At 60.2% G+C, this 25,380-nt stretch carries 34 protein-coding genes and 1 riboswitch; of the genes, 23 read left to right on the top strand and 11 right to left on the bottom strand.

Features of this window, described 5'->3' with window-relative positions; genetic code table 11:
* Nucleotides 1-2 precede the first annotated feature (2 nt).
* Together SNL23_RS22425 and SNL23_RS22420 are read right to left on the bottom strand one after the other, a co-directional pair.
* Nucleotides 3-527, bottom strand: a complete 525-nt coding sequence (locus SNL23_RS22425) for a KdsC family phosphatase (protein WP_087692862.1) — start codon at nt 525-527, stop codon at nt 3-5.
* Entirely contained in the window at nt 528-1,502 is a 975-nt protein-coding gene (locus SNL23_RS22420; RefSeq protein ID WP_318303544.1) for a KpsF/GutQ family sugar-phosphate isomerase, read from the bottom strand.
* A 46-nt stretch (nt 1,503-1,548) separates the two neighbouring features.
* Between SNL23_RS22420 and SNL23_RS22415 the strand changes: the two genes are divergently transcribed.
* The 11 genes from SNL23_RS22415 (at nt 1,549) to hisC (ending at nt 9,870) form a co-directional block, all read left to right on the top strand.
* The gene (locus SNL23_RS22415) at nt 1,549-1,770 is read left to right on the top strand and encodes a hypothetical protein (protein WP_143503553.1); all 222 of its coding nucleotides are present in this window, start codon (nt 1,549-1,551) and stop codon (nt 1,768-1,770) included.
* Nucleotides 1,771-1,794: 24 nt separating this feature from the next.
* A complete protein-coding gene (locus SNL23_RS22410; RefSeq protein WP_003216128.1) occupies nt 1,795-2,604 on the top strand; it encodes an ATP-binding cassette domain-containing protein in 810 nt (269 codons plus the stop codon).
* A complete protein-coding gene (mlaE, locus tag SNL23_RS22405; protein ID WP_003216131.1) occupies nt 2,604-3,401 on the top strand; it encodes a lipid asymmetry maintenance ABC transporter permease subunit MlaE in 798 nt (265 codons plus the stop codon). Before SNL23_RS22410 ends, mlaE begins: the two co-directional genes overlap by 1 nt.
* Nucleotides 3,401-3,868, top strand: a complete 468-nt coding sequence (gene mlaD / locus SNL23_RS22400) for an outer membrane lipid asymmetry maintenance protein MlaD (protein WP_010170575.1) — start codon at nt 3,401-3,403, stop codon at nt 3,866-3,868. The genes mlaE and mlaD overlap by 1 nt, the downstream gene beginning before the upstream one ends.
* Nucleotides 3,869-3,879: 11 nt before the next feature.
* Nucleotides 3,880-4,533 (top strand): MlaC/ttg2D family ABC transporter substrate-binding protein, encoded by a 654-nt coding sequence (locus SNL23_RS22395; protein WP_076014423.1) that lies wholly within the window; start codon nt 3,880-3,882, stop codon nt 4,531-4,533.
* Complete coding sequence (locus tag SNL23_RS22390; RefSeq protein ID WP_010170571.1) at nt 4,530-4,835, top strand: STAS domain-containing protein; 306 nt, start codon at nt 4,530-4,532, stop codon at nt 4,833-4,835. The genes SNL23_RS22395 and SNL23_RS22390 overlap by 4 nt, the downstream gene beginning before the upstream one ends.
* A gap of 114 nt (nt 4,836-4,949) precedes the next feature.
* A complete protein-coding gene (locus SNL23_RS22385; protein WP_010170570.1) occupies nt 4,950-5,189 on the top strand; it encodes a BolA family protein in 240 nt (79 codons plus the stop codon).
* Between the two features lie 23 nt (nt 5,190-5,212).
* Nucleotides 5,213-6,478 (top strand): UDP-N-acetylglucosamine 1-carboxyvinyltransferase, encoded by a 1,266-nt coding sequence (gene murA, locus SNL23_RS22380; RefSeq protein WP_003216140.1) that lies wholly within the window; start codon nt 5,213-5,215, stop codon nt 6,476-6,478.
* A 247-nt stretch (nt 6,479-6,725) separates the two neighbouring features.
* Nucleotides 6,726-7,361, top strand: a complete 636-nt coding sequence (gene hisG, locus SNL23_RS22375; RefSeq protein ID WP_003188599.1) for an ATP phosphoribosyltransferase — start codon at nt 6,726-6,728, stop codon at nt 7,359-7,361.
* Between the two features lie 127 nt (nt 7,362-7,488).
* A complete protein-coding gene (gene hisD / locus SNL23_RS22370) occupies nt 7,489-8,814 on the top strand; it encodes a histidinol dehydrogenase (RefSeq protein ID WP_076014422.1) in 1,326 nt (441 codons plus the stop codon).
* Between the two features lie 3 nt (nt 8,815-8,817).
* Entirely contained in the window at nt 8,818-9,870 is a 1,053-nt protein-coding gene (hisC, locus tag SNL23_RS22365; protein WP_076014421.1) for a histidinol-phosphate transaminase, read from the top strand.
* Between the two features lie 137 nt (nt 9,871-10,007).
* On the opposite strand, the gene SNL23_RS22360 is transcribed toward hisC, so the two are convergent.
* Together SNL23_RS22360 and upp are read right to left on the bottom strand one after the other, a co-directional pair.
* Nucleotides 10,008-11,282, bottom strand: coding sequence for a uracil-xanthine permease family protein (locus SNL23_RS22360; protein ID WP_076014420.1), 1,275 nt, complete (start codon nt 11,280-11,282; stop codon nt 10,008-10,010).
* A gap of 2 nt (nt 11,283-11,284) precedes the next feature.
* Nucleotides 11,285-11,923 (bottom strand): uracil phosphoribosyltransferase, encoded by a 639-nt coding sequence (gene upp, locus SNL23_RS22355; RefSeq protein WP_088422747.1) that lies wholly within the window; start codon nt 11,921-11,923, stop codon nt 11,285-11,287.
* Between the two features lie 164 nt (nt 11,924-12,087).
* On the opposite strand from upp, the gene SNL23_RS22350 reads away from it, so the two are divergent.
* From SNL23_RS22350 to SNL23_RS22335, 4 genes are all read left to right on the top strand, one after another.
* Entirely contained in the window at nt 12,088-12,645 is a 558-nt protein-coding gene (locus SNL23_RS22350) for a hypoxanthine-guanine phosphoribosyltransferase (RefSeq protein ID WP_076014418.1), read from the top strand.
* Nucleotides 12,646-12,648: 3 nt separating this feature from the next.
* Nucleotides 12,649-13,116, top strand: a complete 468-nt coding sequence (locus SNL23_RS22345; protein WP_076014417.1) for a WbuC family cupin fold metalloprotein — start codon at nt 12,649-12,651, stop codon at nt 13,114-13,116.
* Nucleotides 13,117-13,151: 35 nt separating this feature from the next.
* Nucleotides 13,152-13,637, top strand: a complete 486-nt coding sequence (locus SNL23_RS22340) for a hypothetical protein (protein ID WP_076014416.1) — start codon at nt 13,152-13,154, stop codon at nt 13,635-13,637.
* Between the two features lie 208 nt (nt 13,638-13,845).
* Complete coding sequence (locus SNL23_RS22335; RefSeq protein ID WP_076014415.1) at nt 13,846-14,133, top strand: PA4642 family protein; 288 nt, start codon at nt 13,846-13,848, stop codon at nt 14,131-14,133.
* Between the two features lie 105 nt (nt 14,134-14,238).
* On the opposite strand, the gene mqo is transcribed toward SNL23_RS22335, so the two are convergent.
* Nucleotides 14,239-15,774 (bottom strand): malate dehydrogenase (quinone), encoded by a 1,536-nt coding sequence (gene mqo / locus SNL23_RS22330; protein WP_318303541.1) that lies wholly within the window; start codon nt 15,772-15,774, stop codon nt 14,239-14,241.
* Between the two features lie 397 nt (nt 15,775-16,171).
* Between mqo and SNL23_RS22325 the strand changes: the two genes are divergently transcribed.
* Nucleotides 16,172-16,492: a hypothetical protein gene (locus SNL23_RS22325; protein WP_143503552.1), complete on the top strand. Its 321-nt coding sequence runs from the start codon at nt 16,172-16,174 to the stop codon at nt 16,490-16,492.
* Nucleotides 16,493-16,500: 8 nt separating this feature from the next.
* Here SNL23_RS22325 and SNL23_RS22320 read toward each other — a convergent pair whose 3' ends face one another.
* On the bottom strand, nt 16,501-16,734 hold the full coding sequence (locus SNL23_RS22320; protein ID WP_076014413.1) for a hypothetical protein: 234 nt from the start codon (nt 16,732-16,734) through the stop codon (nt 16,501-16,503).
* Nucleotides 16,735-16,917: 183 nt separating this feature from the next.
* Between SNL23_RS22320 and SNL23_RS22315 the strand changes: the two genes are divergently transcribed.
* A complete protein-coding gene (locus SNL23_RS22315) occupies nt 16,918-17,502 on the top strand; it encodes a YajG family lipoprotein (RefSeq protein ID WP_003216157.1) in 585 nt (194 codons plus the stop codon).
* 102 nt (nt 17,503-17,604) lie between these two features.
* Here the strand turns inward: SNL23_RS22315 and SNL23_RS22310 are convergent, their stop codons facing one another.
* Nucleotides 17,605-17,814 (bottom strand): hypothetical protein, encoded by a 210-nt coding sequence (locus SNL23_RS22310; protein ID WP_076014412.1) that lies wholly within the window; start codon nt 17,812-17,814, stop codon nt 17,605-17,607.
* A 181-nt stretch (nt 17,815-17,995) separates the two neighbouring features.
* On the opposite strand from SNL23_RS22310, the gene SNL23_RS22305 reads away from it, so the two are divergent.
* Nucleotides 17,996-18,253, top strand: a complete 258-nt coding sequence (locus tag SNL23_RS22305) for a hypothetical protein (protein ID WP_076014411.1) — start codon at nt 17,996-17,998, stop codon at nt 18,251-18,253.
* A 136-nt stretch (nt 18,254-18,389) separates the two neighbouring features.
* On the opposite strand, the gene SNL23_RS22300 is transcribed toward SNL23_RS22305, so the two are convergent.
* The gene (locus SNL23_RS22300; RefSeq protein ID WP_178124243.1) at nt 18,390-19,553 is read right to left on the bottom strand and encodes a 1-acyl-sn-glycerol-3-phosphate acyltransferase; all 1,164 of its coding nucleotides are present in this window, start codon (nt 19,551-19,553) and stop codon (nt 18,390-18,392) included.
* A 144-nt stretch (nt 19,554-19,697) separates the two neighbouring features.
* Here SNL23_RS22300 and SNL23_RS22295 point away from each other — a divergent pair, with 144 nt between their 5' ends.
* The 4 genes from SNL23_RS22295 to SNL23_RS22280 all read left to right on the top strand — a co-directional run bounded on the left by SNL23_RS22295 (nt 19,698) and on the right by SNL23_RS22280 (nt 21,745).
* Complete coding sequence (locus SNL23_RS22295; protein WP_003216161.1) at nt 19,698-19,877, top strand: CPXCG motif-containing cysteine-rich protein; 180 nt, start codon at nt 19,698-19,700, stop codon at nt 19,875-19,877.
* 15 nt (nt 19,878-19,892) lie between these two features.
* Nucleotides 19,893-20,153 (top strand): putative signal transducing protein, encoded by a 261-nt coding sequence (locus SNL23_RS22290; protein WP_076014409.1) that lies wholly within the window; start codon nt 19,893-19,895, stop codon nt 20,151-20,153.
* Nucleotides 20,154-20,189: 36 nt separating this feature from the next.
* Complete coding sequence (locus SNL23_RS22285) at nt 20,190-20,810, top strand: SOS response-associated peptidase (RefSeq protein WP_076014408.1); 621 nt, start codon at nt 20,190-20,192, stop codon at nt 20,808-20,810.
* Nucleotides 20,811-20,926: 116 nt separating this feature from the next.
* Nucleotides 20,927-21,745 (top strand): M48 family metallopeptidase, encoded by an 819-nt coding sequence (locus tag SNL23_RS22280; RefSeq protein ID WP_318303538.1) that lies wholly within the window; start codon nt 20,927-20,929, stop codon nt 21,743-21,745.
* 43 nt (nt 21,746-21,788) lie between these two features.
* Here the strand turns inward: SNL23_RS22280 and SNL23_RS22275 are convergent, their stop codons facing one another.
* The 3 genes from SNL23_RS22275 to SNL23_RS22265 form a co-directional block, all read right to left on the bottom strand.
* Nucleotides 21,789-22,373 carry a TMEM165/GDT1 family protein gene (locus SNL23_RS22275; protein ID WP_003216166.1) on the bottom strand — a complete coding sequence of 195 codons (585 nt, stop codon included), beginning with the start codon at nt 22,371-22,373 and terminating at the stop codon, nt 21,789-21,791.
* An 87-nt stretch (nt 22,374-22,460) separates the two neighbouring features.
* Nucleotides 22,461-22,582, bottom strand: a riboswitch (yybP-ykoY riboswitch).
* A 50-nt stretch (nt 22,583-22,632) separates the two neighbouring features.
* Entirely contained in the window at nt 22,633-23,631 is a 999-nt protein-coding gene (locus SNL23_RS22270) for a class I SAM-dependent methyltransferase (RefSeq protein WP_063027185.1), read from the bottom strand.
* A 30-nt stretch (nt 23,632-23,661) separates the two neighbouring features.
* Nucleotides 23,662-24,627 (bottom strand): 2-hydroxyacid dehydrogenase, encoded by a 966-nt coding sequence (locus SNL23_RS22265; protein WP_318303571.1) that lies wholly within the window; start codon nt 24,625-24,627, stop codon nt 23,662-23,664.
* A gap of 84 nt (nt 24,628-24,711) precedes the next feature.
* Here SNL23_RS22265 and SNL23_RS22260 point away from each other — a divergent pair, with 84 nt between their 5' ends.
* Nucleotides 24,712-25,344: a LysE family translocator gene (locus SNL23_RS22260; protein WP_063027187.1), complete on the top strand. Its 633-nt coding sequence runs from the start codon at nt 24,712-24,714 to the stop codon at nt 25,342-25,344.
* Nucleotides 25,345-25,380 lie beyond the last annotated feature (36 nt).

The following is a 25,380-nucleotide window of genomic DNA, read 5'->3' as shown; positions in this document are numbered from 1 at the left end:
CTCTATAGGTAGGCGGCGTGGGCCGCTTCGAGGCTGCCTTGGGCGCGCAGAATCAGTTCGCAGAACTCGCGGGCGGCGCCTTCGCCGCCGCGGGCTGTCGTCACACCATGGGCATGCTCGCGAACGAACGCCGCCGCGTTGGCCACAGCCATGCCCAGGCCGACCCGGCGAATCACCGGCAGGTCGGGTAAGTCGTCACCGAGGTAGGCAACCTGCTCATAGCTTAGGTTGAGTTGGCCAAGAAGCTCGTCCAGAACCACCAGTTTATCCTCGCGGCCCTGATACAGGTGAGGAATCCCCAGGTTTTGTGCGCGGCGTTCCACAACTGGCGTCTTGCGACCGCTGATGATGCCGGTTTGCACGCCCGCCGCCATCAGCATCTTGATGCCCTGGCCGTCGAGGGTGTTGAACGTCTTGAATTCGCTGCCGTCTTCCAGGAAGTACAGGCGGCCATCTGTCAGCACACCGTCGACGTCGAAAATCGCCAGCTTGATGTGCTTGCCCCGTTGCAACAGGTCGGTGGTCATTTACATCACTCCTGCACGCAGCAAATCGTGCATGTTCAGGGCGCCTACCGGGCGGTCGTCGCTATCGACCACCACCAGCGCCAGAATTTTATGGTCTTCCATGATCTTCAGCGCTTCGGCCGCGAGCATGTCAGGGCGTGCGGTCTTGCCGTGGGGCGTCATGACTTCGTCGATGGTTGCCGTCTGGATGTCGAGGTTGCGGTCCAGGGTGCGGCGCAGGTCACCGTCGGTGAAAACTCCGGCCAGGCGCCCGTCGGACTCCAGAATCACGGTCATGCCCAGGCGCTTGAGTGTCATTTCCATCAAGGCATCTTTAAGCAGGGTGCCGCGCGCGACTTGTGGCAGCTCGTCGCCGGCGTGCATCACGTTTTCCACTTTCAGCAGCAGTCGGCGGCCCAGGGCGCCACCCGGATGGGAAAATGCGAAGTCTTCGGCGGTAAACCCGCGGGCTTCCAGCAAGGCCACGGCCAGCGCGTCGCCCATCACCAGGGCGGCGGTGGTGGAGGAGGTCGGTGCCAGGTTCAGTGGGCAGGCCTCGTGGGCAACGTGCACGTTCAAATTCACTTCGGCGGCTTTTGCCAGCGTCGAGTCCGGGTTGCCGGTCACGCTGATCAGCTGAATGCCCATGCGCTTGATCAGCGGCAGCAGGGTCACGATTTCGTTGGTGGTACCGGAGTTGGACAGTGCCAGGATGATGTCGTCCCGGGTGATCATGCCCATGTCGCCATGGCTGGCTTCGGCGGGGTGTACGAAAAAAGCGGTGGTCCCGGTGCTCGCCAGGGTGGCGGCGATCTTGTTGCCAACATGCCCGGATTTGCCCATGCCGACCACGACAACACGGCCTTTGCTGGCCAGAATCATCTCGCATGCGCGTACGAAATCCGCGTCGATATGGGCCAGCAAGCCTTCTACGGCTTCGAGCTCGAGGCGGATGGTGCGTTGTGCGGATTGGATAAGGTCGCTGGATTGGCTCATGTCTGAAATCGTATAGCCTGACGAAAAGTCGGCGATTATAGCGGTAATGATCAATTCCCTCACGCAAGTTCGTCAGGCTTTATTCATTACACCCGTGGTTGAGATTGAACCTCAGCAAGGTTTTTTTAGCTGTCCTGTTTCTGAACAAGCTCTGTTCCGGCCTTGGGGGCGCTGTACCAGCAGTGATATAGTTCGCCGCCAGTTCGGTCCGCGCAGCTTTTTTGTCTATTCGGCGCAAGCATTTGTCGAAAACAAGGTGTCTGAGTGAAAGGCTGCATCCCAAGGAGTTTAGATGAGTGCCGATAACGCCTACGCGGTCGAGCTGAAGGGTCTTTCCTTCAAGCGCGGTACGCGCAGCATCTTCAATAATGTGGATATTCGCATTCCCCGCGGCAAAGTCACGGGCATCATGGGGCCGTCCGGCTGTGGCAAGACGACGCTGCTGCGCCTGATGGGCATGCAATTGCGCCCGTCTGCCGGTGAAGTCTGGGTCAATGGCCAGAATCTGCCAACGCTCTCGCGCAGCGACCTGTTCGATGCGCGCAAGCACATGGGCGTGTTGTTCCAGAGTGGTGCGTTGTTTACCGACCTCGACGTTTTCGAAAACGTAGCGTTCCCGCTGCGGGTGCATACACAGCTGTCCGATGAAATGATTCGTGACATCGTGTTGCTGAAATTGCAGGCCGTAGGGCTGCGCGGCGCCATCGATTTGATGCCCGACGAGTTGTCTGGTGGCATGAAGCGTCGTGTCGCCCTGGCCCGTGCCATCGCCCTCGACCCGCAAATTCTCATGTACGACGAACCTTTCGTTGGCCAGGACCCGATTGCCATGGGCGTCCTGGTGCGCCTGATCCGCCTGCTCAACGATGCGTTGGGTATCACCAGTATCGTGGTCTCCCACGACCTGGCCGAGACCGCGAGCATTGCCGACTACCTTTATGTAGTAGGCGATGGCCAGGTGTTGGGGCAGGGCACGCCTGAAGAGCTGATGAACGCTGATAACCCGCGCATTCGCCAATTCATGACCGGCGATCCCGATGGCCCGGTGCCTTTTCACTTTCCGGCAGCGGACTACCGCTCAGATCTTCTGGGGAAGCGCTGATGCGCAAGACATCTTTACTCGAAAAGGTTCGCCTTTTCGGACGCTCCGGCATCGATATCATCGGTGTGCTGGGCCGTTCGACGATTTTCCTGTTTCATGCGTTGCTCGGCCGCGGCGGTATTGGCGGCGGTTTTGGCTTGCTGATCAAGCAACTGCACTCCGTGGGTGTGATGTCCCTGGTGATCATTGTGGTCTCCGGGGTATTCATCGGCATGGTGCTGGCGCTGCAAGGCTTCAATATCCTGTCCAGCTACGGTTCCGAGCAGGCGGTAGGGCAGATGGTTGCGCTGACGCTGTTACGTGAGTTGGGCCCGGTGGTGACCGCGCTGCTGTTTGCCGGGCGTGCCGGTTCTGCGCTGACGGCCGAAATCGGCAACATGAAGGCTACCGAGCAGCTGTCCAGCCTGGAAATGATCGGCGTCGATCCACTCAAGTACATTGTTGCCCCGCGCCTGTGGGCCGGCTTCATCTCCCTGCCACTGCTGGCGATGGTATTCAGCGTGGTCGGGATCTGGGGCGGTTCATGGGTGGCGGTTGACTGGTTGGGCGTCTACGACGGTTCCTACTGGGGCAACATGCAAAACAGCGTGACCTTCAGCGGCGACGTGCTAAACGGCATCATTAAAAGCATCGTTTTCGCCTTTGTAGTGACCTGGATTGCCGTATTCCAAGGCTATGACTGTGAGCCCACCTCAGAAGGGATCAGTCGCGCCACCACCAAGACCGTTGTGTACGCCTCGCTGGCGGTACTGGGCCTTGACTTCATTTTGACCGCCTTGATGTTTGGAGATTTCTGATGCAAAACCGCACTGTGGAAATCGGTGTCGGCCTTTTCTTGCTGGCTGGCATCCTGGCTTTACTGTTGCTCGCCCTGCGAGTCAGCGGCCTATCGGCCAGCCCCACCGCCGATACTTATAAACTTTACGCCTACTTCGACAATATCGCCGGTTTGACTGTCAGAGCTAAAGTGACCATGGCGGGTGTAACCATCGGCAAGGTCACGGCGATCGATCTGGACCGCGACAGCTTCACCGGCCGAGTGACGATGCAAGTGGACAAGAAGGTGGATAACCTGCCGACTGACTCCACCGCGTCTATCCTCACCGCTGGTTTGCTGGGCGAGAAGTACATCGGCATCAGCGTGGGCGGGGAAACAGCTCTGCTCAAGGATGGTTCGACCATTCATGACACACAGTCGTCGTTGGTGCTGGAGGACTTGATCGGTAAATTCCTGCTCAATACCGTCAATAAAGACGCCAAATGAGGAATGTGTTCATGATCTCTACTTTGCGACGTGGCCTGTTGGTACTGCTCGCGGCACTGCCGTTGATGGCTAACGCCGCTGCCGGCGGTTCTGCGCATGACCTGGTGCAGGATACGACCACCAAGATGTTGGCCGACCTGAGTGCCAACAAGGAAAAGTACAAGCAAGACCCGAGTCAGTTTTATAACGCGCTGAATACGATTGTCGGCCCAGTGGTGGATGCTGAAGGCATTTCCAAAAGCATCATGACCGTCAAGTACTCGCGCAAGGCGACGCCTGAGCAGATGACCCGCTTCCAGGAAAACTTCAAGCGCGGGCTGTTCCAGTTCTATGGTAACGCATTGCTCGAGTACAACAACCAGGGCATTACGGTTGATGCGCCGAAGTCCGAAACGGGTGACCGTGCCGAAGTCGGCATGACCGTGAAGGGCAGCAATGGCGCGGTGTATCCGGTGTCCTACACCCTGACGAAGATCAATGGCGAGTGGAAACTGCGTAACGTCGTCATCAACGGTATCAACATTGGCAAGCTGTTCCGTGACCAGTTCGCGGACGCCATGCAGCGCAATGGCAACGACCTGGACAAAACCATCAACGGTTGGGCCGGTGAAGTGGCCAAGGCCAAGGAAGAAACCGACAAAGCTGCCGGGAAACCTGCCCAATGACCGAGTCGGCCATTCGCCTTGGCGAGTCCGGTGAGCTGCTGCTCAGCGGCGTGCTGGATTACAGCACCGGGCCAGCCCTGCGCAAGCAGGGCCAGGCGCTGATCAATGCCAGCACTGCGTCCGCGCTGGTGCTGGATTGCTCGGCGGTGGTCAAGTCCAGCAGCGTCGGCTTGTCGTTGCTGCTGTGTTTCATGCGTGATGCACAGGCCGTCAAAAAGCCGGTGAGCATCCGTGCATTGCCCGAAGACATGCGTGAAATCGCCGAGGTTTCCGGTCTGACCGAGCTGTTGGCGCATCCTTAATACACATTATTAAAGAAGCCCCCCGTCAGAGTCCTGCTATGCGGGGTTCGCAGGCGCGGGGCTTTTTTGTATGATGTGCGACCCGCGCGCACTGGGCGCCCATAGAGGTTGATCATGCAGGCCCTAGAAGTTAAAAGCTTCCTTGAAGGAAAGCTGCCCCAAACTAATGTTGAAGTTGAGGGCGAAGGCTGCAACTTCCAGCTGAACGTGATTAGCGATGAACTGGCGGCATTGAGCCCGGTCAAGCGTCAGCAGCAGATCTATGCCCATTTGAACCCGTGGATCACCGATGGCAGCATCCATGCGGTCACTATGAAATTTTTCAGCCGCGCGGCCTGGGCCGAGCGCACCTGAGCCCCCAAGGCGTCGAGATTCTTATGGATAAATTGATTATTACCGGCGGTGCTCGTCTTGATGGCGAGATCCGTATTTCCGGGGCGAAGAACTCCGCCCTGCCGATCCTGGCAGCGACTTTGCTGTGCGATGGCCCGGTTACCGTGGCCAACCTGCCGCACCTGCACGACATCACCACCATGATCGAGCTGTTCGGTCGCATGGGCATCGAGCCGGTGATCGACGAGAAACTCAGCGTCGAAATCGACCCGCGCACCATCAAGACCCTGATCGCGCCGTACGAACTGGTGAAAACCATGCGTGCCTCGATCCTGGTGCTGGGCCCGATGGTTGCCCGTTTTGGCGAAGCCGAAGTCGCACTGCCTGGCGGTTGCGCCATCGGTTCGCGTCCGGTGGACCTGCACATCCGTGGCCTCGAAGCCATGGGCGCAACCATCGACGTCGAAGGCGGCTACATCAAGGCCAAGGCGCCGGAAGGCGGCCTGCGTGGCGCGAACTTCTTCTTTGATACCGTCAGCGTGACCGGTACCGAGAACATCATGATGGCCGCTGCCCTGGCCAACGGCCGCAGCGTGCTGCAAAACGCCGCGCGCGAGCCGGAAGTGGTCGACCTGGCGAACTTCCTGATCGCCATGGGTGCCAACATTACCGGCGCCGGCACCGACACCATCACCATCGACGGTGTGAAACGCCTGCATTCGGCCACCTACAAAGTGATGCCGGACCGCATCGAGACCGGTACCTACCTGGTGGCTGCTGCCGTTACCGGTGGCCGCGTCAAGGTCAAGGACACCGATCCGACCATCCTTGAAGCCGTCCTGGAAAAACTCAAGGAAGCTGGCGCCGAGATCACCACCGGCGAAGACTGGATCGAGCTGAACATGCACGGCAAGCGGCCAAAAGCCGTCAACGTGCGTACCGCTCCGTACCCTGCGTTCCCGACCGACATGCAAGCGCAGTTCATTTCCCTGAACGCGATTGCCGAAGGCACCGGCGCTGTGATCGAGACCATCTTCGAAAACCGCTTCATGCACGTGTACGAGTTGCACCGCATGGGCGCCAAGATCCAGGTCGAAGGCAACACTGCCATCGTGACCGGCATCGAGAAGCTCAAGGGCGCGCCAGTGATGGCTACCGACCTGCGTGCCTCCGCCAGCCTGGTGATTTCGGCGCTGTGCGCTGACGGCGACACCCTGATCGACCGCATCTACCACATAGACCGTGGTTACGAGTGCATCGAAGAGAAGCTGCAGATGCTCGGCGCGAAAATCCGCCGCGTACCGGGCTAGTTCCAGGAACTGCAAACACGGTCATCGTGGCGAGGGAGCTTGCTCCCGCTGGACTGCGCAGCAGTCCCAGTCTTTTTAAACAAAGATCAGGGCCGCTTCGCGCCCCAGCGGGAGCAAGCTCCCTCGCCACAGGACGATGTATGCTGTTAACTGATTTGTTTCAAATCGAGGCTGTAATGGCCTCGATCTGTGTCTGGCGCCGATTGCGACCGGACAGCAATAGCCTGATGAAGGACTGACGTTTCCCATGTTGACCATCGCACTGTCCAAGGGCCGCATCCTTGACGACACTTTGCCGCTTCTGGCTGAAGCGGGCATCGTGCCGACCGAGAATCCGGACAAGAGCCGCAAGCTGATCATCCCCACGACCCAGGACGACGTTCGCCTGCTGATCGTGCGTGCCACCGACGTGCCAACCTACGTTGAGCATGGCGCGGCCGACCTCGGCGTCGCGGGCAAAGACGTGTTGATGGAATACGGCGGCCAGGGCCTGTACGAGCCATTGGACCTGCGTATTGCCCTGTGCAAGCTGATGACCGCCGGCCGTGTCGGTGACGTCGAGCCTAAAGGCCGCCTGCGGGTGGCGACCAAGTTCGTCAACGTTGCCAAGCGTTACTACGCCGAGCAAGGCCGCCAGGTCGACATCATCAAGCTTTACGGCTCGATGGAACTGGCACCGCTGATCGGCCTGGCCGACAAGATCATCGACGTGGTCGACACCGGCAACACCCTGCGCGCCAACGGCCTGGAACCCCAGGACTTTATCGCCGACATCAGCTCCCGGCTGATCGTCAACAAAGCTTCGATGAAAATGCAGCACGCCCGTATCCAGGCGTTGATCGACACCCTGCGCAAGGCAGTGGAGTCTCGACACCGCGGTTGACTCACCCGCGCGGCCCTAAGCCGCGCCCGTCTATCCGCCTCATAGCCAGAATTCTCAGGTGCCCAAGCGGAAACGACTGCTAGTTTAGGGCGCCTGAGTTTTTGCCAATTCTATTGAGGCCCTCGCTATGACCACGTCCACTGCAATTGCCCGACTCAACGCTGCCGACCCGGATTTTGCCCATCATCTGGATCATCTGCTGAGCTGGGAAAGCGTGTCCGACGATTCGGTCAACCAGCGTGTGCTCGACATCATCAAGGCCGTGCGCGAGCGCGGTGATGCGGCGTTGGTGGATTTCACCCGGCAGTTCGATGGCCTGGACGTTGCCTCCATGGCCGACCTGATCCTGCCCCGCGAACGCCTGGAACTGGCCCTGACCCGCATCACCGCGCCCCAGCGCGAAGCCCTGGAAGTGGCGGCCGCGCGGGTGCGCAGCTACCACGAGAAACAGAAGCAGGACTCCTGGAGCTACACCGAGGCCGATGGCACCGTGCTGGGCCAGAAGGTCACGCCGCTGGATCGCGCCGGCCTGTACGTGCCGGGCGGTAAAGCGTCGTACCCGTCCTCTGTCCTGATGAACGCGATTCCGGCCAAGGTGGCCGGCGTGACCGAAGTGGTCATGGTCGTGCCTACGCCGCGCGGCGAAATCAACGAACTGGTGCTGGCAGCGGCCTGCATCGCGGGCGTTGATCGTGTCTTCACCATCGGCGGTGCCCAAGCGGTGGCGGCGCTGGCCTATGGCACCGAAAGCGTGCCGAAGGTCGACAAGGTGGTTGGCCCGGGCAACATCTACGTGGCCACTGCCAAGCGCCATGTGTTTGGCCAGGTCGGCATCGACATGATCGCCGGTCCTTCGGAAATCCTCGTGGTGTGTGACGGCCAGACCGACCCGGACTGGATCGCCATGGACCTGTTCTCCCAGGCCGAGCACGACGAAGACGCCCAGGCGATCCTGGTCAGCCCGGACGCCGAATTCCTGGACAAGGTCGCCGCCAGCATCGCCAAACTGCTGCCGACCATGGAGCGCGCCGAGATCATCGAGAAGTCGATCAATGGCCGTGGCGCCCTGATCCAGGTGCGCGACATGGACCAAGCCATCGAAGTGGCCAACCGCATCGCACCGGAGCACCTGGAGTTGTCCGTCGCCGACCCACAAGCCTGGCTGCCGCTGATTCGTCACGCCGGTGCGATCTTTATGGGCCGCCACACCAGCGAAGCCTTGGGTGACTACTGCGCCGGCCCCAACCACGTGCTGCCGACCTCAGGCACCGCGCGGTTCTCCTCGCCATTGGGTGTGTATGACTTCCAGAAGCGCTCGTCGATCATCTTCTGCTCGCCACAGGGCGCGTCGGAGCTGGGCAAGACCGCTTCCGTGCTGGCCCGTGGCGAGTCGCTGACTGCCCACGCCCGCAGCGCCGAATACCGCATCGTTGACGATAAGCAGGGGAACTGAAACATGAGCAAATTCTGGAGCCCGCTCGTCAAGGATCTCGTGCCTTACGTGCCCGGTGAGCAACCGAAGCTGACCAAGCTGGTGAAACTCAACACCAATGAGAACCCCTACGGCCCATCGCCCAAGGCGCTGGCTGCCATGCAGGCCGAGCTGAACGACAACCTGCGTTTGTACCCGGACCCCAACAGCGACCTGCTCAAGCAGGCGGTGGCGAAGTATTACGGGATCGACGCGGGCAAGGTGTTCCTCGGCAACGGTTCCGATGAAGTCCTGGCGCACATCTTCCACGGTTTGTTCCAGCACGACTTGCCGCTGCTGTTCCCGGACATCAGCTACAGCTTCTACCCGGTGTACTGCGGCCTTTACCGCATTGCGTTCGATGCAGTGCCGCTGGATGAACAGTTCCAGATCCGCGTGTCGGACTACGCCAGGCCCAACGGCGGGATCATCTTCCCGAACCCGAACGCGCCGACCGGCTGCGTGATGGCGCTGGATGCCGTGGAGCAAATCCTCAAGGCCAGCCCGGACTCGGTGGTGGTGGTCGATGAAGCCTATATCGACTTCGGCGGCGAAACCGCCATCAGCCTGGTGGACCGTTACCCGAACCTGCTGGTGACCCAAACCCTTTCTAAATCGCGCTCACTGGCCGGTTTGCGGGTAGGCCTGGCCGTGGGCCATCCGGACCTGATCGAGGCGCTGGAGCGGGTCAAGAACAGCTTCAACTCCTACCCGCTGGACCGTCTGGCGATTGTCGGTGCGGCGGCTGCGTTTGAAGACCGTGAACACTTCCAGAACACCTGCCAACTGGTGATCGACAGCCGTGAAAAGCTGGTGGGGCAGTTGCAGGCCAAAGGGTTTGAAGTGTTGCCGTCGGCGGCCAACTTCATCTTTGCCCGTCACCCACGGCATGACGCCGCCGGACTGGCAGCCAAAGTGCGGGAGCAAGGGGTGATTGTGCGGCACTTCAAGCAGGAGCGGATTGCCCAGTTCCTGCGGATCAGCATCGGCACGCCGGAGCAGAACCAGGCGCTGATTGATGCGTTGGGCGAGCTCTAACGGGGCCGTAAGGCTCCACTGTAGGAGCGAGCTTGCTCGCGAAGAACGTTAACGATGACGCGTTTATTCAGAATAAACGCGGCGCCCTCAGGTTTTTCGCGAGCAAGCCCGCTCCCACATTGGTTTTGCGTTGGCAGTTAGATCAGCGGCTCATCCGGCTTCTTGTTCTTCCAGCCATCATTGCCCGGCAGCAGCAGATTCAAGGCAATCGCTACCACCGCACACAGGGCGATGCCCTTCAGGCCAAAGTCATTCGGGCCAGTGCCGGTACCTACCAGCACACCGCCAATCCCGAACACCAGGGTTACCGACACAATCACCAGATTGCGCGCTTCGCCGAGGTCGATCTTGTGGCGGATCAGCGTGTTCATCCCCACCGCGGCAATCGAGCCGAACAGCAGGCACAGAATGCCGCCCATCACCGGGATTGGAATGCTCTGCAGCAGCGCGCCGAACTTGCCGATAAACGCCAGGCTGATGGCAAACACCGCCGCCCAGGTCATGATTTTCGGGTTGTAGTTCTTGGTCAGCATCACGGCGCCCGTCACTTCCGCGTACGTCGTGTTGGGCGGGCCGCCGAACAGGCCGGCAGCGGTGGTGGCGATGCCGTCACCCAGTAGCGTGCGGTGCAGGCCAGGCTTCTTCAGGTAGTCGCGACCGGTCACGCTGCCCACGGCAATCACACCGCCGATGTGTTCGATCGCCGGGGCCAGGGCCACCGGGACGATAAACAGGATCGCCTGCCAGTTGAACTCTGGTGCAGTGAAGTGGGGCAGGGCGAACCACGGTGCAGCGGCGATCTTCGCGGTATCCACCACGCCGAAGTAGAACGCCATGGCGAAACCCACCAGCACGCCGGAGATGATCGGCACCAGGCGGAAAATGCCTTTGCCGAATACCGCCACGATCAACGTCGTCAGCAGCGCCGGCATCGAGATCAGCATGGCCGTTTTGTAAGGGATCAGCTCGGCACCGTCGCCACCTTTACCCATTGCCATGTTGGCGGCAATCGGCGCCATGGCCAGGCCGATGGAGATAATCACCGGCCCGATCACCACTGGCGGCAGCAGCCGGTCGATGAAACCAGTGCCTTTGATCTTCACCGCAGCGCCGAGGAAGGTATAAACGAAACCGGCCGCCATCACCCCACCCATGGTTGCCGCCAGGCCGAACTGCTGCTTGGCGAGGATGATCGGGGTGATAAACGCAAAGCTCGACGCCAGGAACACCGGCACTTGGCGCCCGGTGACCACTTGGAACAACAAAGTGCCCAAGCCTGCGGTAAACAGGGCGACGTTTGGATCGAGACCGGTGATCAGCGGCATCAACACCAGCGCACCAAATGCTACGAAGAGCATCTGTGCGCCAGACAGAATCTGGCGCCAAAGCGGGTCGTTGAATTCATCCTGCATGGTCACGCGTCCTTCTGCTTGGTACCGAAGATCTTGTCGCCGGCATCGCCCAGGCCCGGGATGATGTAGCCGTGTTCGTTCAGGCGTTCATCGATGGACGCGGTGTAGATCAACACGTCCGGGTGGGCTTTCTCGACGGCGGCGATGCCTTCGGGAGCGGCTACCAGCACCATGGCGCGGATGTCCTTGCAGCCGGCTTTTTTCAGCAGGTCGATGGTGGCAACCATGGAGCTGCCGGTGGCGAGCATCGGGTCGATGATCATCGCCAGGCGCTCGTCGATTTCCGGTACGAGTTTTTCCAGGTAGGTGTGGGCCTGCAGTGTTTCTTCATTGCGGGCCACGCCCACGGCGCTGACCTTGGCGCCCGGGATCAGGCTGAGCACGCCTTCAAGCATGCCGATACCGGCGCGCAGGATCGGCACCACGGTAATCTTCTTGCCGGCGATTTTCTCGACCTGGACGGGACCGCACCAACCGTCGATCTCGTAGTTTTCCAGGGGCAGATCTTTGGTCGCCTCGTAGGTGAGCAGCGCTCCGACTTCCTGAGCAAGCTCACGGAAGTTCTTCGTGCTAATGTCGGCGCGGCGCATAAGGCCGAGTTTATGTCGGATCAGCGGGTGGCGGATCTCACGGATGGGCATGGGGAAAGGCTCCGGCGGCGGGCAAAAAAACCGGCCTAGATTAATCTATCCGAGGGTGTTGTCCTATAGACATCTAGTACGTTAGTCCATTAAGGCTTGAACGTTGCGCCTCACATGCGTACCTTTGCCCGCTTTTCTTGCCACAGCACCCCTTGGAGAGCGCCATGTCCGCTGATCTCGAGCATATCCGTCAAATCATGCGCGAGGCTGACTGCCTGTACACCGAAGCGCAAGTCGAAGAGGCCATCGCCAAGGTCGGCGCGCACATCTCCCGCGAAATGGCCGACACTAACCCGGTGGTCTTTTGCGTGATGAACGGTGGCCTGATTTTCGCCGGTAAATTGCTCACTCACCTGCAATTCCCGCTGGAAGCGTCCTACCTGCACGCCACCCGCTATCGCAATGAAACCAGCGGCGGCGACCTGTTCTGGAAAGCCAAGCCGGAAGTCTCGTTCATCGACCGCGATGTGTTGATCATCGACGACATCCTCGACGAAGGGCACACCCTGGGCGCGATCATCGACTTCTGCAAACACGCCGGCGCGCGCAAAGTGCACACCGCTGTGCTGATCGACAAGAACCACGACCGCAAGGCCCGTCCGGACCTCAAGGCCGATTATGTGGGCCTGCCGTGCATCGACCGCTACATTTTCGGTTACGGCATGGACTACAAAGGCTACTGGCGTAATGCCAACGGGATCTACGCCGTTAAGGGGATGTAATCAATGGCCAGCTTTCTTGATCAAACGCTGTTTGCGGAGTTGGCCGAGAAAGCGGCTGACAGCCCTCGTGGCCGGCATCACCACAACTTTCATCAGATGGAAGAGCCGTGCCATCGCATGGCCGTCGGGATGCAGCCCAACACCTATGTGCCGCCTCATCGTCATTTGAGTGCCGATAAGGCAGAAACCTTACTGGTGCTGAAGGGCCGCCTGGGCCTGTTGATTTTCAGCGAGACCGGCGAGGTGTTGACCAAACGCGTGATGCAGGCGGGCGGTGAGTGCCAAGGCGTCGATTTGCCACCCGGTGTGTTTCACGGACTGGTGGTGTTGGAGCCCGATACCTTGATGTTCGAGTGCAAAGCCGGACCGTATCGACCGGTGGGCGAGGGTGAGCTGGCGAGTTGGGCTCCCCGTGAAGGCGATGCTGAAGTGGCTGAGTATCAGCGCTGGATGCTTGCCCAGTTCGATTGAGCTAAAGTGCTGGGCCATCTTCCACGGAGCGGCCCATGCGCTTTTTGATCCGCAGTTGCGCCGCCCTGGCGCTGACCCTCAGTTTGCCCCTGGCGGCCGCACCGGCGCCGTTGCACAGCCAGTTCCTGCCGCCTGACGACCTGACCCTGCGCGCCGAAACCCCGGATCAGCAGCAATTGCTGCAAGTCACCGAGTATTCGGTGGTGGTGGGTAATCAGCGCCAATCCACCCAGCAGCCGATCCCGGTGACCTCGCCGTTGATGATCCGCCTCAAGGGCAAGTCCCTGAACAAGGGCGCGACCATCGCCCAGGTGATCCTCAATTTCGATGCTGAAAGCAAAAGCCTGAAAAAACCGGTGTTCGACGATAAAAGCAAAACCCTGACCTTGTCGTACCCGATGACCCAGTATCGGGTCATCGTCGATTTGTTGCGCAACGACACGGTGTATGTGCAGTTCCTCAGTTACGCCAACGGCCATATCTGGGCTGATTTGCACACCGGCGCCGTGCGCGCCAAATAATCAAGCCGACGCGGATTCGGCCGTGTAAATACACTCAATGTGGGAGCCGGCTTGCCTGCGATAGCTATGTGTCAGTGATAAAGGGGTCAACTGACCTACCGCTATCGCAGGCAAGCCAGCTCCCACATTGGTCCGTGTAGCTTTCGAAGCCGCTGTGCCGCAGGTAAACTGCTTTTCCCGTGTAAATGTCTGCAGGCTGGAGTCGGTAATGCGTAAAGATAAGAAACAGCTGATTGGTGATGAAATCGGCGACGAGCAAATCAAGCTGTTCCTGGATTTCGAGCCGGTAGACGCCACTTCGCCGTCCCTGCACAAACTGATCAAGGCCTACCGTGGCCTGCGTATCGACGACTTCGAGCGCTTCCTGGGCTTTTTCAAGGAAGCCGGCCTGGACCTCGACGGCAAGGACGAGCACGGCCAGACCTTCGTTGAAGTGATCAAGGACCAGCGCAACGCCGCCGAGTACATCGAGCTGATCGAACAAGCCCGCGGCTGATTGTTGCGGACGAAAAAAAACGCCCCGGTCTCATCGTGAGATCGGGGCGTTTTTGCTTATTACTGTAGGAGCGGGCTTGCTCGCGAAGAACCTGAGAACGCCGCGTTAAACCAGGCGCGCTGCGTCATCGTTAACGTTTTTCGCGAGCAAGCTCGCTCCTGCGTCAACCAGTTCCAGGCTGATGTTGTTCTGCGTGTTGATCTTGCGATACAGCTCGGCATCGGTCTCCAGGACCTTTTCCCGAGCCGGGAAGATCTCGTGCAGCTTGGTCGCCCACTCACCGGCGGTTTTTTCCGGGAAGCAGCGTTCGATCAGTTCCAGCATGATCGACACCGTCACCGAAGCGCCCGGGGAAGCACCCAACAGAGCCGCCAACGAACCGTCCTTGGCCGCAACCAGTTCGGTACCGAATTGCAGCACGCCGCCTTTCTTCGGGTCTTTCTTGATGATCTGCACCCGTTGGCCGGCCACTTCCAGGCGCCAGTCTTCGGCTTTCGCTTCAGGGTAGAAGCGGCGCAGGGATTCCAGGCGCTGCTCCATGGACTGGCGCACTTCGCTGACCAGGTACTTGGTCAGGTCCATGTTGTCCCGGGCCACGGCCAGCATCGGGCCGATGTTGCCGGCGCGAATCGACATAGGCAGGTCAAGGAACGAGCCGTGCTTGAGGAACTTGGTGGTGAAGCCGGCGTATGGCCCGAACAGCAGGGACTTCTTGCCGTCGACTACGCGGGTGTCCAGGTGCGGAACGGACATCGGTGGCGAACCCACGGCCGCCTGGCTGTAGACCTTGGCCTGGTGGTGCTTGACCACTTCCGGGTTGTCGCAACGCAGCCACTGGCCGCTGACCGGGAAGCCGCCGAAGCCTTTGCTTTCTTCGATGCCAGAAGCTTGCAGCAGCGGCAGGGCCGCGCCACCGGCGCCGAGGAACACGAACTTGGCATCTACATCACGGGAATTGCCGCTGTTGACGTCCTTGATGCTCACGGTCCAGCCGGCGCCGTTGCGCTTGAGGCCGGTGACGCGCTTGCTGTACTTGACCTGGGCATCCGGCGCGCTGGTCAGGTGCGAGAGCAACTGGTTGGTCAGGGCGCCGAAGTTGACGTCGGTGCCGTTCATCACGCGGGTGGCAGCGATTTTTTCGTCCAGCGGGCGACCGGGCATCATCAGCGGCATCCACTCGGCCATCTCGCTGCGATCTTCGGTGTAATGCATGTCCGAGAACGCGTGGTGCTGGCTGAGGGTTTCAAAGCGCTTCTTGAGAAACGACACGCCTTTCTCGCCCTGCACGAAGCTCAGGTGCGGCACGGCGCTGATAAAGGACTTGGACGAGCCGAAGGTGCCTTTCTTGGTCAAGTAAGCCCAGAACTGCTTCGACACCTCGAATTGGGTGTTGATGTGCACGGCTTTCTTGATGTCGATGGAGCCGTCAGCTGCCTGCGGTGTGTAGTTCAGCTCACACAGCCCGGCGTGGCCGGTACCGGCGTTGTTCCACGGGTTGGAACTTTCCGCGGCACCCGAATCCATCAGCTCAACGACTTCCAGCTTGAGGCCGGGGTCGAGCTCTTTGAGCAGTACGGCGAGGGTGGCACTCATGATGCCCGCACCTACCAGTACTACGTCGACTGCTTCGTTATGCGCCATTTAACGCGTCTCCAAAATCTGCAGCACCAAATTGACGGCATGGCTGCCAGGAGTGACGGGGCGGTTCACGTGATGCCCCAGGTTACCCATGGCCAGGATCGCCATGTCCGATTCTTCGCAATTTATCGCAAGCGGACGCTGCCGACCGGGCCTGATCTGCGTATGAACGCATTTAAGGGCGCCTGTGGCAATTCGACTTATGGTCAAGCTCGTCCGATCGTGCAACCAAATCCGTAGCGGACAGGCTTCAAGCTCCGGTTCTTGAGGAGTACTCGGTCCTGTGTGGTGGGGCTGTTCCAGACGCTGATGGTGCTTGTACAAACGCAAAACTATTCATTTGCTCGCCACACTCTTGTGAAGTTGTGAAAACCCGTTTTTTTCACGCTCTTTTGAAGACGTGAACCTCAAAAAAGGGCTGCCCCAGCCTGGCACCTGGCCCGAAATCACTGCCGGCAAGCGGCAAAACGGGCAAACAACTCAAGTGGCCGAGCGCATGGCAGCTCTGGCAGATTCGGGTAAAGACGATGGTTTGCAGAGAAAACAGCAAGCTCGCCAGCTTCACTCGATCTGTGTGGGCGGCTCTCTGTGGGCGGTGCGGGGAGCTAATACAGGAGCATTAGCGATGCTGCGAGGCCCGATCAGGAGACGTCCTTATAATCGGGGGGAGATTGTAGCGAAGAAATGCGCGCAAATGGGCGTGTTTAATGACTTTTATTAGCAGTCTGGTCAGGAGGCCAACACATGCCGTTGCTGTGGCTGCGAAACCCGTGGGTTGATCCGGGCGCTGGCCGGCAGCGGGCGGTGCATCCAGCTCAGGCGAGTCTCTTCGACTTCGACCCAGCCGTCACCGACGGGCGGCAGGCTGCACTGCTTGAAGGCCTGGCAGCAACCCTGGGCATCGAGCAGGGCAAAGTGACGATGGCTGGTGTGGGAAAAGAACAATGATTTGAGAAGGCGCATGGTGTGTACCCGGTTCGTTACATGCTGCGAAGGTTGGCAGTCTGGCATGACAACGTGGTGACGGTTCTGTGTGAAAATTGTAATTTCGCCGACAGTTCAGGCGCCGTTCAGGATTTGTGGTGAGTGGCGAGCGCTCACCGTTATACTGGCGCCCTGTTTGCATCTAGTCCTGGAGAAATGAGTATGTTGCAACGCCTGTTGTTCGGTTTGATCACTGTGACCAGTTTGACCCTGGTTGGCTGCGCCCACAGCCCGCAACAACTCAGCCCGCAACCGAAAATCACCACCCAACTGGCGCCTGTGGGCCATGGCCAGCCGGTGTCGGTGCGTGTGGTTGATGGGCGTCCGTCGCCGACCCTCGGCACCCGTGGCGGCCTGTACCCGGAAACCAGCGCCATCACGGTGACCGGTGCCGACGTGCTGCCCAAGTTGCAAGCCCAGGCCGAAGCGGCTGTGCGCCTGCTGGGCTTCACCCCGTCCAACTCGCCCGGTGCTCCGCAACTGACCATCACCCTGGCCGAGCTGAAGTATCAGTCGCCCAAGGAAGGCCTGTACGTGACTGAAGCCACCATCGGCGCGACCTTCAAGTCCGACGTGACCGCCGGCACCCGTCGCTACAGCGGCCGTTACGGCGCATCCCTGGACCAGCGCTTCGGCATGGCGCCGAACCAGGAGACCAACACCAAGCTGGTCAGCGATGTGTTGAGCGATGCCCTGACGCGTCTGTTCAAGGACCCGAGCATCGGTTCGCTGCTTAGCTCGCAATAACTGTCAGGCGGGCGCGGAGCGCCCCAGTCGGCATTCCTTTGCGGCGCGTGGGAACGATCACCGGGCTCAGCGATGAGCCCGGTTTTTTTTCGCCTGCAGTTTTCATGCAGCCGTTTCGACATAAAAGTCCAGCACACTCACGCCAGTCAGCAAATCCAGCTCCGGCAGGTCGGCATGCTGATGCCCGCCGAGGGCGCAGTACACCAGCCAGTGGCGGTCCTGCACATTGAACGCCAGGCCGCCCACCAGCGCCTCTTGCTCATCACTTGGGGAAATCAGATACAGCCGATCCTGGTTCTGCGCGTGCAACATGACAAGCTCCCGGGCTTTCGAAGGGCAACAGAGTGGCTTGTTAAGGTGACGTTCAGGTGACGCTGTAAATTACTGGATACATTAGCCGTCAATGGGGAAGGAGTAATGACGCGCAGGCGGCGCATATCATTCAGGTTTGTATCTGGATTGATACCTGGACACTGATACATCGAGGTTTGCGATGTCGCTGACCGCACTACTGCTCAATTCCCTTGCCCTGTTGCTCGCCTGCCCGGCGGCTTGGTTGTTGTTTGTCACACGCCTGCGCGAACAGCGCGCGATGGCCAGGCTTGCCGCACAAAGCGAACTGCGGGCCATTGATCAACCGATGTTGTTTCTTGATGTGCTGACGCAACGTACCCATCGCCTGTTCTACCGGCTGGGTTTTGTCTGTCTGGGGCTGGCGTTGCTGGTTTCCTTGCTCAGTACCCGATTGTAAGAACACCCTGAAAACAAATGTGGGAGCGGGCTTGCTCGCGAATGCGGTGGATCAGTCACCAGATGTATTGACTGACACTCTGCATTCGCGAGCAAGCCCGCTCCCACATTAGGTTTGCGCTGTTGCTGGTACCGGGTTACAGGGCAATCCCGGCCTTGACCCGGTACTGATTCCTCACCGGCGTCGCGTATTGCAGCACCAGATATGGCCGATGCTCTACCGGGCATGCATTCAAGCGTCGCTCCCACTCGGCTTTCGCCTTGGCCAACTCATCCGCCGGGAACACCTCGGCTGCGGTCGGCACCTGCAATTGCGGGTCGGCATCGCTCCATTGGGCGTACGCCAGGTAGTGCACCGGGAACAACCGATAACCGCCCAGAATCTGCCGGTCCATCTCGATCGCCAGCAGTTTGGTGTCTTCGAACGCCTCGGTGATCGGCGGCGCGAAGTTGACGTGCACCCGGCCCTTGTAACCGGTGATGCCCAGCGCAATGCTCACGTCATCTTCCCCCGGCGCCTTGCTGTAGGTGCCGGTGGTGGCGCGGATGTACAGCTCGCGGGCCTTGGCTGCGTCGCACGGGTCGTATTCGTAGCTGATGGACACCGGCGTCAGGTTCAGTGACTGGATGACTTCGGCGAACGGCTCGTCCTTGCGGCTCATGTGGAACATCTTGAGGATCGCCGATTCGGTGCGATCATCCCCATCCTTGGCGCGGCCTTCGGCCTGGGCGATCCAGATCGACTGGCAGTCATTGCGAATCGAATGGTTGATGTACGCCGACAGCAACTGATAAGCCGCCATCTTCTCTTTGCGCCCGGTGATCGAGCGGTGCACGATGAAACTCTTGTTCAGGCGCATCAAGTCGCTGACAAACGGCTTTTGCAGCAGGTTGTCACCGATGGCGATCCGTGGCGTGGGCAGGCCGGCGTGGTACACGGCGTAGTTGACGAAGGCCGGGTCCATCACGATGTCGCGGTGGTTGGCCAGGAACAGGTAGGCGCTGCCGGACTTGAACTGCTCGACGCCGGTGTAGGTCACCCCGTCGGTCGCCCGCTCGATGGTGTGGTCGACGTAAAACTCGACTTTGTCCTGTAGCGTGGCCACGGTGGTGACGCCGGCAAACTCACGGCGCAGTTTATGGGCGATCATCGGCTTGAGCAGCCAGCCGAAGGCGCCGGCAAAGCGCGGGAAGCGAAAGTGGGTCAGGATGTCCAGAAAGGCCTTGTCACTGAACAGTCGGGCCAGCACTGCCGGGACTTCGCTGTCGTTGTAAGGTCGGATGGTATCGAATTCGCCCATCATGCTCTCTTGTTAGAAACGGCTAGGGTAAGTAAAGGTTTGGAACAATAAATATCAGGGCGTGGTCCGGGCAATTGGCCGGGACGAAAAATAGCCCTGTAAATAGACCGGCGATTATACGCACAAGTCACCTTGGAGACCGCGATGGAAGAAGAGTCGTACGAATGTCCTTATTGTGGAGAGGTAGTCACCGCGCTACTGGACCTGTCGGCGGGCGATCAGGAATATATAGAGGATTGCCCGGTGTGCTGCCGGCCTATTGTTTTCGAGCTGCAGGTTCATGACGGCGAATGGATGCTCAACGTACGCAGCGAGAACGAATAAATAAAAGGTACGCCCATGCAGCGAATCTACGAGCCGGAAAACCTGATGGAAGGTGAGCTGCTGCAAGGCATGCTCGAAAGCGAGGGCGTCACCGCGCACCTGGTGGGGCGCGATTTGCTCGGTGGCACCGGCGAATTACCGATCTATGGCCTGCTGGCCCTGGCAGTGGAGAATGACCAGGCGGCCTACGCCCGTGAGCTGATCACTGCCTACAACGGCGCGCAACCGGTGCCCGGCGATGAACCCGACAGCTTTCCCGACGTGTTGGTCTGTTAGGCTGTCGGCCAGTTTCTCCAAGAGTCGTGTTGCCCCATGTGTGGACGTTATGCCCTGTTTCGCTGGAACCCCTCGTTTGCTGCCTTGCCGGGCTTTCCGGCCGACCAGCAGGCCCAGTGGAACATTTCTCCGAATGATTCGGTGCTGATCCAGCGCCTCAGCGACGGCCAGCACACCCTGGCTCGGGCGCGCTGGGGCCTGACGCCGCCCTGGCTGACCGATCTCTCGCGCACTCCTGCCCATGCCCGCGCGGAAACCCTGGCAGAGCAACCGATGTTTCGCGAAGCCTTTCGCCAGCGCCGCTGCCTGTTGCCGGCCAATGGTTTCTACGAATGGCGCGGCACCCAGCGCAAGCGCCCGTACTGGCTGACGCCGGGGGAGGGCAGCACGCTGTTTTTTGCGGCAATCTGGGAAGCGTATCCGGTGCAGGAGCAGGTGTGGCTGAGCACGGCGGTAGTGACCCAGGCTGCGCAGAGTCAGCGCCGGCCGCTCATTCTGGATGCGGCGGGGCAGGCCGCCTGGTTGAACCCCGAGACACCGTTGCACACCTTGCAGGCTTTGTTGGCCAGTGAACCCACTGCGTTGCGCGAGCGGGTGCTGGCCAATATGGTCAACGATCCGAAGCTGAATGGGCCGGAGTGCCTGACTCCGGGTTAGCCTCGAGGACGTCAATGTGGGATATGTCTGAAATCTGGCCGCTACACGTCTGTTGTATCTGGCGCCGATACAATTGGCCGACTACGATACGCGCCATGTTTCCAGGGAGCAGGTTGATGAAAAAGACGGTAGCGGTATGTGCGTTGGGCGCGGCGGTATTGCTCGCGGGTTGTCAGTCGGTCAACACCACCAGCGGCGGCGCCGTGGGCGTTGAGCGCAAGCAGTACATGTTCAGTATGTTGTCGAGCCAGGAAGTCGACCAGATGTATGCGCAGTCGTACCAGCAGACCCTGGGTGAAGCCAGTGGCAAAGGGCTGGTGGACAAGACCAGTGCCAACGCCAAGCGCGTGCAGGCAATAGCCAACCGCTTGATCGCCCAGGCGCCCACCTTCCGCTCGGATGCGGCGCAGTGGAAGTGGGAAGTGAACCTGATCAAAAGTGACGAGATGAACGCCAACTGCGGGCCTGGCGGCAAGATCTTTGTCTACAGCGCGTTGATCGACAATCTCAAACTGACCGACGACGAACTCGCCGCCGTGATGGGTCATGAAATTGCCCACGCCTTGCGTGAACACGGCCGAGAAGCCATGTCCAAGGCTTACGGTATCGAAATGGCGAAGCAGGGAGCCGGTGCCTTGTTCGGCCTGGGTCAGGACAGCCTGGCGCTGGCCGATACCGTGGCCAACTACGGCATGACCTTGCCCAACAGCCGCAGCAACGAAAACGAAGCGGACCTGATTGGCCTGGAGTTGTCGGCGCGTGCCGGTTACAACCCGAACGCGGCAATTACCCTGTGGAACAAAATGGCCAAGGCCTCGGAAGGCTCGCCACCTGAGTTCATGAGCACTCACCCGGCCTCCGACAGCCGGATCGCCTCGTTGCAGGCGGCGATTCCGAAGGTGATGCCGTTGTATCAGCAGGCCAAAAAATCCTGAGAATGATCATTCCCACACCGTGTGTGGGAATGACCTGGCTTACCTAGATCCAGCCACTGCTCTGCATGGCCTTGTACACCGCGACAATGGCCAGGATGAAAAACGCCGTAGCCGCCAGTCGACGAATCAGCGTCAGCGGCAATTTGTCCGCCGCGAAATTCCCCGCCAGCACCACCGGTACGTTGGCAATCAACATGCCCAGGGTCGTGCCGATAATCACCAGCCACAGTTCCGGGTATTGCGCCGCGAGCATCACGGTAGCGATCTGGGTCTTGTCGCCGATTTCCGCGAGGAAGAACGCGATCAACGTGGTCAGGAATGGCCCGAACTTGCGGGAAGTACTGGCTTCGTCATCGTCGAGCTTGTCGGGCACCAGGGTCCAGAGCGCGGTGGCACAGAAGCTCGCCGCGAGGATCCAGTGCAATACCGCATCCGAGAAGAAACTCCCGAACCAGGCCCCCACGGCACCGGCGGCCGCATGGTTGGCCAGGGTCGCGGCGACGATGCCGGCGATGATCGGCCAGGGTTTGCGAAAGCGTGCAGCGAGAATGAGCGCGAGCAGTTGCGTCTTGTCGCCAATTTCGGCCAAGGCAACGATTGCGGTAGGGACAAGCAGGGAATCCAGCATCAGGTAAGTTCCAGGGGCGGGTCGACACGGCTATGACACGTACAGCCTTCCCGCCCCGGGTAAGGTGTTCGTGTCATAGGTCTTGTCAAACCCCGGTCCGTCTGTGCGGACTCCTGGGTCGCATACGCCATGGCCTGTTGACCAAGTATGTTGACGTATGCCGGACGAGCGTGGCGCTCGTGGGAGACTACTCCCCTAGGACGGAGCGGATTCTGCCTAGGCAAAATCCATTCGGCAAGCCTTCTTTTGGAAAAAGATTTCAGCCGCGCTTGGCACGGTAAATGCGAAAACCCTGGCCTTCTGCCTTGATTGCGCACACGCCAAGATGCTCTTCGATCAGCGGCTGATACTTCAGGAAGCTATTCGCCACCAGTCGCAGTTCGCCGCCTTTTGCCAGATGTTTGGCTGCTTTTCGCAGCAAGTTCTCGGTGGCGAAATAATCGGTGTGCACCCCGACATGGAATGGCGGGTTGCTCAAAATCGTGTTCAGATTCATCGGTGCTGCGTCGATGCCATCACCGGTCAACACCTCGGCTTCCAAGCCGTTGGCCGCCAAGGTGAGGCGACTGCTGGCGGCAGCAAAGGCATCCACGTCGAGCATCGTCACCGTGTTATGCGGATAGCGACGTTTCACTGCGGCCCCAAGCACGCCAGCCCCACAACCGAAATCCAGCAAGTGACCGCTTGGCAACTTGTCCAGATGTTCCAGCAACAGCGCAGTGCCGCGGTCCAGGCGACCGTGGCTGAACACGCCCGGCAGGCTCACCACCTTGAGCGGCCCTTCAGCCAGCGGCACCTCGAACACCTGCGCCAGGCTTTCCAGCTCAACCGGCTCGGGGGCATTGGCCACCGTGACCAGCCACAACTGGCAGTGCCGCGCATTGTCGAGCTTGCGCGGTTTGCCGAACGGGTTCAGTTGCTTGGCAGCACTTTCGATACCGCCTTTCTTTTCCCCGACCAGGTACAACTCTTTGCCGGGCAAACGCGCCGCCACGGCATTGAGCAGGTAGTCGGTCAGGTCCTTGGACTTGGGCAGGAACACCACCGCCGTGTCGAACGAACGCTCGGGCACGTTCACGCCGAACTGGCTGCGCTCGGCAAAACGCGCGTCCAGCGCGGCCTGGTCGCCGGCGTGCCAGCTCCAGCCATGGGCGTTGGGCAGGCGGCCCAGCAGGTCGTCGGCGGGCAAGCCCACCAGCAGCACGTCGCCTTGAAAAAGTTCGGCCTGGCGAAGCAGTACTTCACTGCGCGGATCCATGGTCTGCTCCTTGAAAAGGGGCGCAGTTTATCAACTGACGACGCGCAGCGGGGCGCCGCTGAAAAAGCCCTGAGCGTTTTCGATCAATTGGCCGACGATCCGCTGCCGGGCTTCGCGGCTGCCCCAGGCGTTGTGGGGCGTGACGATCAAGCGCGGGATGTCGCCGGCCAGCAACGGGTTGCCGTTGACCGGGGGTTCCACGCTCAACACATCGGTCGCCGCGCCGCCCAGATGACCGCTACGCAGGGCATCGGCCAAGGCTTGTTCATTGATCAGGCCACCGCGGGCCGTGTTGACGATGAAGGCGCCGGGCTTGAGCAAGGCGAGTTCACGGGCACCGATAAAGTCACGGGTGTGCTCGTTGAGCGGGCAGTGCAGGGTCAGCGCGTCGACCTGCGCCAGCAGTTCGTCCAGCGGCACGCGATCGGCGCGGGCCGGGCGGCCTGGAATCGCACCCAGGATCACGCGCATACCGAAGGCTTCAGCCAGGCGCGCAACGGCGCCGCCCAACTCACCATGGCCCAGCAGGCCGAGGGTTTTGCCTTCCAGCTCGACGATCGGATGGTCCAGCAGGCAGAACTGCTTGGCTTTTTGCCAGAGCCCCGCTTGCACATCCCGCTGATAGTCGTTCAAGCGCGTCGCCAGATTGAGCAACAGCATGATCGTATGCTGCGCCACCGACGGCGTGCCGTAACCCTGGCAATTGCTCACGGTAACGCCGTGGGCGCGGGCGGCGTCGAGGTCGACGTTGTTGGTGCCGGTGGCGGTGACCAGGATCAGCTTCAGCTCGGGGCAGGCCGCCAGGGTCTCGGCATTCAGCGCGATCTTGTTGCTGATGGCCACCTGCGCGCCTTGCAAGCGTTCGATAATGTTTTCGGGTGTGGTCTGCTGGTGCAGGCTCAGTTCGCTGAAGAGTGCCCGCAACCCGTTGAGGTCCAGGTCCCCGAGGTCCAGGGAAGGGTGATCAAGGAAGACGGCGCGGCGATTGTTCATTATCAACTGTACCTTTTGCGGCGAGGTTCGAAGGCGTAATCTGCCGAGCCTATCAGATGAAATAATCAGTTACTTCCTGGAGTGTGCATGTACCTCACCGAGTTCTTGACCGTGGCACTGATTCACCTGTTGGCGGTGGCCAGCCCTGGCCCGGACTTCGCCGTGGTGGTACGTGAAAGCGTGACCCATGGCCGGCGCGCCGGCACCTGGACGGCATTGGGCGTCGGGTCGGCGATTTTCCTGCACGTAGGGTATTCGCTGCTGGGCATCGGCTTGATCGTGTCCCAGTCCATTGTGCTGTTCAACGCATTGAAATGGGCGGCGGCGGCCTACCTGCTGTACATCGGCTTCAAGGCCCTGCGCGCCCAGCCGGCCAAGCCTGCCAGTGAAGAAGACCTGCACCTTGAAGTGGGCGAGCGCACCGCCCGTGGCGCGTTCACCTCGGGTTTCGTCACCAACGGCTTGAACCCCAAGGCCACGCTGTTCTTCCTGTCGCTGTTCACCGTGGTGATCAACCCCCACACGCCGCTGGCGATCCAGGCCGGTTACGGGCTGTACCTGGCCGTGGCGACCGCGATCTGGTTTTGCCTGGTGGCGATGCTGTTCAGCCAGCAACGCGTGCGTGCCGGGTTTGCACGCATGGGGCATTGGTTTGATCGGACGATGGGCGCGGTGCTGATTGCCATCGGTGTGAAGCTGGCGTTTACCAGCATGAAATAAGCCGGATGCTGGCGCAAAGCTAGTATTCATTGGGTT

The organism is Pseudomonas sp. SED1 (genome assembly GCF_034044025.1).
GTDB lineage: Bacteria > Pseudomonadota > Gammaproteobacteria > Pseudomonadales > Pseudomonadaceae > Aquipseudomonas.
This window is presented reverse-complemented; position numbering and strand designations above follow the sequence as displayed.